Origin of the sequence: Paenibacillus sp. FSL H7-0716, from assembly GCF_038002705.1 — a bacterium.
Lineage (GTDB): Bacteria > Bacillota > Bacilli > Paenibacillales > Paenibacillaceae > Paenibacillus_AQ > Paenibacillus_AQ odorifer.
Genome location: NZ_JBBODA010000012.1, coordinates 167,633 through 173,833 on the forward strand (window position 1 = coordinate 167,633; position 6,201 = coordinate 173,833).

General features: G+C 46.2%; 8 protein-coding genes. All 8 read right to left on the reverse strand.

Annotated elements, in window-relative coordinates:
* Nucleotides 1-125 precede the first annotated feature (125 nt).
* The 8 genes from MHH60_RS17160 to MHH60_RS17195 all read right to left on the reverse strand — a co-directional run bounded on the left by MHH60_RS17160 (nucleotide 126) and on the right by MHH60_RS17195 (nucleotide 5,893).
* On the reverse strand, nucleotides 126-290 hold the full coding sequence (locus MHH60_RS17160) for a hypothetical protein (RefSeq protein ID WP_341161150.1): 165 nt from the start codon (nucleotides 288-290) through the stop codon (nucleotides 126-128).
* Between the two features lie 119 nt (nucleotides 291-409).
* Entirely contained in the window at nucleotides 410-574 is a 165-nt protein-coding gene (locus MHH60_RS17165; protein ID WP_179088928.1) for a hypothetical protein, read from the reverse strand.
* 73 nt (nucleotides 575-647) lie between these two features.
* Nucleotides 648-1,640: an inorganic phosphate transporter gene (locus tag MHH60_RS17170; RefSeq protein WP_036686873.1), complete on the reverse strand. Its 993-nt coding sequence runs from the start codon at nucleotides 1,638-1,640 to the stop codon at nucleotides 648-650.
* A gap of 13 nt (nucleotides 1,641-1,653) precedes the next feature.
* On the reverse strand, nucleotides 1,654-2,271 hold the full coding sequence (locus tag MHH60_RS17175; RefSeq protein WP_036686871.1) for a DUF47 domain-containing protein: 618 nt from the start codon (nucleotides 2,269-2,271) through the stop codon (nucleotides 1,654-1,656).
* A 202-nt stretch (nucleotides 2,272-2,473) separates the two neighbouring features.
* Entirely contained in the window at nucleotides 2,474-3,571 is a 1,098-nt protein-coding gene (locus MHH60_RS17180) for a DUF3048 domain-containing protein (protein ID WP_076104156.1), read from the reverse strand.
* A gap of 204 nt (nucleotides 3,572-3,775) precedes the next feature.
* On the reverse strand, nucleotides 3,776-4,552 hold the full coding sequence (locus MHH60_RS17185) for a DODA-type extradiol aromatic ring-opening family dioxygenase (RefSeq protein WP_038568677.1): 777 nt from the start codon (nucleotides 4,550-4,552) through the stop codon (nucleotides 3,776-3,778).
* Nucleotides 4,553-4,637: 85 nt separating this feature from the next.
* Nucleotides 4,638-5,468 (reverse strand): alpha/beta hydrolase family protein, encoded by an 831-nt coding sequence (locus tag MHH60_RS17190; RefSeq protein WP_076136901.1) that lies wholly within the window; start codon nucleotides 5,466-5,468, stop codon nucleotides 4,638-4,640.
* Nucleotides 5,469-5,599: 131 nt separating this feature from the next.
* Complete coding sequence (locus MHH60_RS17195) at nucleotides 5,600-5,893, reverse strand: hypothetical protein (RefSeq protein WP_076136903.1); 294 nt, start codon at nucleotides 5,891-5,893, stop codon at nucleotides 5,600-5,602.
* Nucleotides 5,894-6,201 lie beyond the last annotated feature (308 nt).

The following is a 6,201-nucleotide window of genomic DNA, read 5'->3' on the forward strand; positions in this document are numbered from 1 at the left end:
CCTTTCTTTTTGCTTCTTCGACGCTATTCCACTAATTCTAAGGCATTTATGCCTTTCTTTCTGCTTCTTCGACGCTGTTCCACTAATTCTAAGGCATTTATGCCTTTCTTTTTGCTTCTTCGACGCTAGTTCACCAATTCTAAGGCATTTATGCCTTTCTTTCTGCTTCTTCGACGAAGTGTCTCCAATTCTAGGGCAATAATGCTCTTCTTTTTGTCACCATCCCCGAATTTGGTAAATTCAACGGGATTTATACCGTACATTCCCCATCCATCGCCAAACTTCGTCATTTCTACGGGATTTATACCGTACATTCCCCTCTAACGCCAAACTTCGTCATTTCTACGGGATTTATACCGTACATTTTCGCTCCAACGCCAAACTTCGTCATTTCTACGGGATTTATACCTTACATTCTCCCTCCAACGCCAAACTTCGTCACTTCTACGGGATTTATACCGTACATTCTCCCTCCGACGCCAAACTCCGTCATTTCTGCGGGATTTATACCGTATATTCCTCCCCCTCGCCGAATTCCACCATTTCTACGGGATTTATACCGTATATTCTTCATTCTCCTCATGTCCAAACAACAAAAAAAGATGTCCGCAGCCCAATGGCTAACTGACATCTTTATTAAAGGGTGTTTAAAAAATGATTTTGAAAATCAGACCTGCTAATACCGCACTGATTGGAATCGTGATGAACCAAGTGACCACAATACGTCCGGCTACTCCCCATTTCACTGCAGAGAAACGTTTGGCAGAGCCAACCCCGAGGATCGCTGATGTGATCGCATGCGTTGAGCTTACTGGCAAATGCAGCAGCGTTGCTGAGAAAATAACAGATGCCGCGGAAATATCAGCCGCGAAACCGTTAATAGGTTCGATTTTGAAAATCTTCGTGCCCATAGTCTTAATAATTTTCCAACCGCCAATGGAGGTACCGAGCGCCATAGCCGTAGCTGCAGCTATCTTAACCCACAAAGGGATAACATCCATAGTTTCTTGACGTCCTGAGGTAACGAGTGCAAAAGTAATGATCCCCATCGCTTTTTGCGCATCATTTGTACCATGTGTGAACGACTGTAACGCTGCCGTAAGGACCTGCATAGAGCGGAAGCCCTTGTTGACCGTATGTGGACTACGCTTAGCAAAGATCCATTTCAGGATGGTCATGATAATATAACCGATAACAAACGCAATGATTGGGGAGAAAATCAGTCCTTCGACAATTTCCACAAACCCGCCCCAATTGATGTGTGCTGAGCCTGCTCCCACGTATACTGCACCCGCTAAAGCGCCGATCAGTGCGTGAGACGATGAGGATGGAATCCCGAGCCACCAAGTAATCAAATTCCAAATAATCGAAGCAATCAGCGTGGCGATTATGATATCCAACCCATTTTCAAGCAAGGTCGGGTCGGTGATACTTCCGCCGATTTTTTTGGCCACACCTGTAAACATCAAGGCCCCAACAAAGTTCATCAGTGCTGCCATAATAATTGCTGTTCGCGGTTTTAAGGCACGTGTTGAGACAGAGGTAGCAATTGCGTTGGCCGTATCATGGAATCCATTGATAAAGTCAAACGCAAGCGCGAGAAATATAACAATTCCAAGAATCCATATAGATGTTTCCATATTCTAGTACCCCTTATGAGTTGCGCATGATGATCGATTCCAACATGTTGGCTACATCTTCACATTTGTCTGTAGTGGTCTCGAGCCGCTCATACAGTTCCTTGCGTTTAATCAGCTCAATCGGGTCTTTTACAGTTTCGAACAGGACCTTAGTACAAATACGAAGCACTTCGTCCCCTTGATTCTCAAGGTCATTCAGACGGATTGTATATTCACGGATCGCCAACAATTTCTTCTGGGAGAGCAAATGAACCGCTTTTTGGATTTCATAAGCACACTGACGAAGGATTTCGGCGAATTGTACAATGTATTCATCCGGGTCAAGAAGGTTGTACATATAGAAACGTGAGGCGGATGCCTCCAGACCATCGATGACATCATCCATGCTTGTGATCAAGTCCATAATGTCGTCACGTTCAAGCGGCGTAATAAACGTCTTGTTCAATTCTTTGATGACGGTGTGCGTGTAAGTATCACATTGGGATTCGTACTTTTTCATCTCTGCAGCGAAATTATCGACATTATTCCGGAGATCAGTGATATTCTGAGCAAAATAATCTGCAGCTTGGACAATAGTATCGGCCATATTTTCCAGCGTCTCAAAGAATATGTCCTTTTTTCTCAACTTCATTGTTTTAAACCCCTTTACATAAAATTACCGTGAATACAGAGCCATTCATATGTAAAAAGCATGAAAATGAATGACAACCCTTGTTATCTTATCATATCCGTACAAGGTATAGAAGCTATAGAAATGAACTTTTTTACACTCTATTAACACATACCCATTATTCCGAACACAAATCTGTATAACACTGGATATTCCGACTTTCTTATGTTGTACCATCCGCCCCGCCATATACCACATGACTGCTAAATGAAGGCGCATTAGGGACCACCAAAATATGGGTAATTCCTGGATACATCAGCTCTTCTTTTCCATCCCTCACAAAGCGGATCACATCCCCTGGTTCACGCGACCATCTGCCTTTGGTGACCTGTCCCCGCTGAAAAAGCAACGCTTCCCCGCCAAGCTCCACATCAATCTGAAGTCTTCCGACATCATCAAGCACTTTATGATCGGCTCCTATAACCATCACATTGGCCGCTTCCACCGGATTATCGTTATTTAGATCTAAATGAGGTTTGTCATTCACATAACGCTGATAGGTCTGACGTTTAGGATCATATTTATAGTCAACTTTATAACTTTTGAGCAGATAGTTTATGCTAAATTCAGCGGCTTTCTCTCCGTCTGCCGGTATGTAGTCTGGATTATTAAAAAGATACCCGGGCACCTTCACACTTTGCGCAAACCCAAGCTTCTCGGCACCTTCCCGCAGTTTGGCTGCGTTGCTGTACAGGTTATGAGGTGCTTTTCGCGCTTTATCCCGCCAAAAATAAGCTCCGGCACGGCCGATCTCGTCCATATCTTCTTTTTTCTCTTTTTGCAAAATGGCATAAGCCGCCGGACTCCCACCGGCATGAACCGTCACACCACCATAGCTCTCGCCAATATCCAGTAGATAGGGGCGGATGCTGCGAATCGGTCCGATTTTCACCACACCTGTATGGCTCTGAAAAATACCAATCAACCGCGTAATGCCACCTTCGGCAAGAATCTCATACAAAATATCTGCTTCACTAACCCCCGATTGCGGCCGGGCGGCAGGAGCATTATTTATCATTACGGCCAAGGGACGTGGAAGACTGTCTTCAGAAACTGGAAGACCTGTTAATCCGGATACGAGCTCAGCAGCGGGATCAATAGTAGGTGAGGGTTGAATCGTTTCGATAGGCGTGGGCTCTGCGGTAGGCTGCTGTGTCGGGGTGATCTCATTATTTGCACTCTGTGTTCCGCAAGCGGAGAGCAATAGTGTGGTCAGTACAATGGCAGATAACAGACGGGAAGAAGAGCAATTTACTTTCATAAGCTTGTAGTTCCTCCTAAACGTTTTATGAAACTCACTGATTCCTTCCATTTAATCACAGTCAGTCCCATTTGTCTTGATCACCTTCTCCCTTTTTTCATAGCAAGCATAAGGAAATTTTATAGCATGGAATAGATAAATTCTTATATTAAAAAAAGGGTACAGCCATTGCGGCTGCACCCTGCGGGTCTCTTATTCATTCAGTTAGTCTAGCTTCCAGCAATTCAGACTTAATGTCCCATACTGATAAGCCTGAAAAATCCGCTCTGCCTTCCTGCTGCCATCCGCTGTTCCCATCGCGTAAAAGAGAGGTGCAAAATGCTCTCTTCCATAAGAAGGAACCGCATCGCGTACATGTGGAGCTTTTTTCTCATACGCAAAAAGTGAAGGCAAATCCCAGGCTTCTAGTCCCTTGGCAATCCAGGCATCGAATTCAAGTGCCCAATCCTCAGGCTGCTCACTTTCACTTAGCATCCGCAAATTGTGAACAAGTCCACCGCTTCCAATCAGCAGTATGCCTTCGTCACGAAGCGGTGCTAACATCCGCCCGATATTATACTGCTCCTTGGGAGAGCGCAGGGAATCGACGGATAAAGCGACTACCGGAATGTCGGCGTTGGGGAACATTTTTTTCAGTATCACCCAGACTCCATGATCGAGTCCTCGCCCCAGAACGGGCTGATGTGATAGATTGTTATCCTTGAAGAGCTCAGAAATCCGTCTTGTTAGGGCCGGATCGCCCGGGGCCGGATAGGTCAGCGTGTAAACTTCTTCAGGGAATCCGTAGAAGTCATGCTGTGTCTCGTGCAGTTCATCAACGGTAAGTAGCTGTTCAGGGCTATCCCAATGCGCTGAGAAAACTACTATACCGCGTGGCGCTTCAAGTTCTTGACCAAGCCGCTCCAGAAAACGGGTATACTCGTTATCCTCCAGTGCGAGGAGCGGAGAACCGTGCGCAATAAAAAATGACGGTAATTTCATAGGATGCCAACCTCCATAACCCAGTATATGGTGTGCATCTTTATTTTACCGCTTATTGCAAGTTAATGCGAATAAAAACCTTCTCCTAAATCATCCAATTCTGCCACTCTGTCTGCAGATGCTCTTGTTCGTTCATCCATTCTATAGTCCGCTTAAGCAGCTGCTGCTGTGCCGGTCCAGAAGAAAAGGTGTGATCCCCTTGAAAAATGATCTCTTTATCGCAACGTCCTTCGGGACGTGTCCAGAACAGCTTCTGGTAAAGAAAAGCGTAATCCACCGGAATGACATCATCAGAGGTGCCATGAATGACGAGTACATCGCCGCTAAATTTGCTCGCTTCTTGGAAGGGCTGAAAAGCCGCCAAAGAATTAAAATATACCGGCGTAAACGAGTAGCCCACATAATCGGCTGATCCATTCTTCACAGCACGATCATAAGCCTCCCGCCCTACAATTTTCACAATATCATTGAAAGGATAACCAACAGAGGCCCATAACACGAGATTCTTCACGCGGCGATCGCGAATACTTGTCAGCAGCGCCACCGCGCCACCCAGGCTATGGCCAATCAGCGTCACGCGCTGTGGGTCCACATCAGTAGAGCTAATTCCGTAATCCAGTACTGCTCTAGTCTGAGCGATCATCGATTCCATGTCTTCGCCGCCATAATTCCCGCTGCTCTCGCCGCAGCCCGCATAATCAAAACGAATAACCATATATCCCTCTTGTGCCAGCTCACGAGCCGCCTTCACAAAAATCCGGTCTACGCCAATCCGATTCCCCACAAATCCGTGGCAGATCACGGCTAATGGCAGTCTATCCTTGCAACGCGAAGAGGTTCCCTTCTCTTTGTTCGGGTAATGTATGCTCGCCGTCAATTCTTCTCCGTTATGCCGGATTACAATATTCCGTTCCATTGCCGCATCCTCCTATAATTATATTTATCATTTAATTTATTTTAATTTATTAGAATTCCGATTAACTTAGTATGAATTATAATCTAATTATAAAGATTTCGTTCATATTGTCAACAGCAAGGGGACAATTCTTAATAATCTGCGGGGAGTATTGGGCAGTAGAGTCTGCACGACAACAGGGTGTCCTGTAAGTCATGAGGATGCTCTGGGGCACCCACGTCGAGTGGATTGAAACCGCCAATCGCGGGATTCAGCAGCTCTATCGGACTCGGCGGTTCCTTCGGACTCAGTAGCTTCATCGGATTCAGCAGCTCCTCCGGATTCAGTAGCTCTATCGGACTCACCTGCTTCAGCGGATTCAGCAGCTCCTTCGGATTCAGTAGCTCTATCGGACTCACCTGCTCCAGCGGACTCAGCAGCTCCATTCCACTCAGTAGCTCCAGCGGACTCAGAAGACCTTATTCGCAGTTTCAGCACACTTTTTGAATTCTATCGGACCCCATAGTCGCTATCACCCTGTAAAACAGCAAATACAAGCTTCTTTTCGAGCAATAGCGTCACTGGAGTCCGAAACTGTGCTGAAAAGGCGATAATTTGGCTAATAACGTCATCTGAGTCCGAAAGATGGTGGATTCTACGAAACCGGGGGTTCCGGGTTCCGGGGTTCCGGGTTCCGGGGTTCCGGGTTCCGGGTTCCGGAGTTCCGGGTTCCGGGTTCCGGAGTTCCGGGTTC